Raw genomic sequence first — 2,110 nt, 5'->3', positions numbered from 1 at the left:
CCCACGGCTCCACGCAGCCGCCGTCCATCACATCGACCTGCCCCACGCCCGAGGCCGACAGCAGCGCCGCCACGGCCGCACCCACCCGGCCGGCGCCCCGCACCTGCACCCGCATCGCCTGCCGCGCGCCCATCAGTCGCATCGCCTCGCCCGGCCCCGGGTGCAGCACGGACAGCGAGGCCAGGTCGGGCCGCAGCCGCTCCAGCGCGGCCCCCGTCTTCCGCAGGGCCGCCGCCCCTTCGCCGCCCCCGCGCGGATCGTCGAGCAGCCCGGCCGCGGACAGCCGCTCCACCAGGGCGTCCGCCCGCCCCTCCGGCAGGCCCGCGGCTCTCGCCTCCTCCCGCAGGAGCGGCATCCCGCGCGTTCCGTCGAGCAGGCCCAGGAAGCTGCCCGTCGCCGTGTCCACCGGCCCCACCGCCACCGCGTGCGCCGGGGCGACCCCGAACTGGACCGTGTCCCGGCTGCGCCAGCTGCGGCGCAGCGCGGGTTTGAGCATGGGATGCGCGGATTGACAGGGATTCGTGCGCTCTGCGGTCTTCTGCATGGTTCCCCCCTCGACGTGGCCCCAGCATGGCCCTTCCGCGCCGCCCGCGTGCGAAGTTGTCCACAGGCACGGTGTGATGGTCGTACGAACGCTGTTTCCGCGGGGTCTTTGCCCCCGACAAGGAGCGATGGGCGGGACTTCACGCGCCGGCAGCCGGTAACGTCGGGGCCGTGCCCGTCGACCCCCTGCACAGTGCCGCACGACCACCGCGCAGTGCTCCCGGCCCGCTCACCGGCGGCGCCGAGCCCGGTGCGGTCGAGGTCCGACGGAGCGCGCGCCGCCGCAGAACGGTCTCCGCGTACCGGGAGGGCGACCGCACCGTGGTCCTCATCCCCGCGCGCATGTCGGAGGCCGAGGAGCAGCGCTGGGTCACGACGATGCTCGACAAGCTCGCGGCCCAGGAGAGCAAGCGCATGCTCGGCGACGCCGAGCTCGCCGAGCGCGCCGCCCGCCTGTCCGAGCAGTACCTCGGCGGCAGGGCCCGCCCCGCGACCGTCCGCTGGGTCACCAACCAGAACACCCGCTGGGGTTCGTGCACCCCCGCCGAGGGCAGCATCCGCCTCTCGCACCGGCTGCAGGGCATGCCCGAGTACGTCCTCGACTACGTCCTCCTGCACGAGCTGGCGCACCTGCTCGTCCCCGGCCACGGCCCGGGCTTCTGGCGGCTCCTCGACGCCTACCCGCGCACCGAGCGCGCCCGCGGCTACCTGGAGGGCGTGGTGGCCGCCGACCGGCTGCCCCATCTGCCCGCAGCGCGCAGCGAATGAACCGGACCCGGCGCCGCCGCGTCCCCTTCAGGGGGCACGGCCGGTCCTGAGTCGGATGATCCCGCCCTCAGCCGTTAGCCTGACGCAACGCATTCATCACACGTTTTCATCGCACGTTCGGATGGGGGACGGTCGTAACGCATGGCCAGGGAATTCCAGCGCGGCCACAAGGCCAAGATCAGTGACCTGACGGCGGGGACCGATCTGTACGTGGGAGTGCAGATCGCGGGTCCCGGCCTGACCTTCGACATCAGCTGTTTCGGCCTCGACGCCGCGGAGCGGCTCTCGGACGACCGGTACTTCGTCTTCTTCAACCAGCCCAAGTCGCCCGAGGGCGCCATCCAGCAGCTCGGCGCGCAGGCCGGCGACACGGAGTCCTTCCGCGTCACCCTCGACCAGATCCCCCCGCACATCCAGCGCCTCTCCTTCACGGCCACCCTCGACGGGGCCGGCCAGATGTCGCAGGCCGGCCCCGGCTACCTCCGCATCGTCGCGGGCGGCCAGGAAGTCGCGCGCTACTCCTTCACCGGAAGCGAGTTCAGCACCGAGCGCGCGGTGATGCTCGGCGACGTCTACCTCAAGGACGTCTGGCGGTTCGCGGCCGTCGGACAGGGCTTCGACGGCGGTCTGGAAGCGCTGCTGAGAAACTTCGGCGGCGAGGTGCTGGAGGAGGAACCCGAGAACCAGGCGGCCCAGGCACCCCAGGCGGCGCCCGCCCAGGCACCGGCCGCGGCGCCCGCGTTCGCCCCTCCGCAGCAGACCACCCCGCCCCCGGCCTTCGCCGCGCCCGCGGCACCGG

2 protein-coding genes and 1 pseudogene are annotated in these 2,110 nt (G+C 73.6%); 2 read left to right on the top strand and 1 reads right to left on the bottom strand.

The window, feature by feature from the left end; all coding sequences use genetic code 11:
* Positions 1-544: pseudogene (locus tag B7P34_RS35775) on the bottom strand (hypothetical protein); the annotation flags it as partial.
* Between the two features lie 170 nt (positions 545-714).
* Between B7P34_RS35775 and B7P34_RS35770 the strand changes: the two are divergent.
* A complete protein-coding gene (locus B7P34_RS35770; RefSeq protein ID WP_106682268.1) occupies positions 715-1,311 on the top strand; it encodes a M48 metallopeptidase family protein in 597 nt (198 codons plus the stop codon).
* A gap of 141 nt (positions 1,312-1,452) precedes the next feature.
* Positions 1,453-2,110 (top strand): TerD family protein (locus B7P34_RS35765; protein ID WP_146167037.1); only part of this gene is annotated, 658 nt, incomplete at its 3' end.

Origin of the sequence: Streptosporangium nondiastaticum (assembly GCF_003011965.1) — a bacterium.
GTDB lineage: Bacteria > Actinomycetota > Actinomycetes > Streptomycetales > Streptomycetaceae > Streptomyces > Streptomyces nondiastaticus.
Note: the sequence above shows the minus strand (reverse complement) of the source record. Positions and strands in the feature narration are given on the sequence as shown.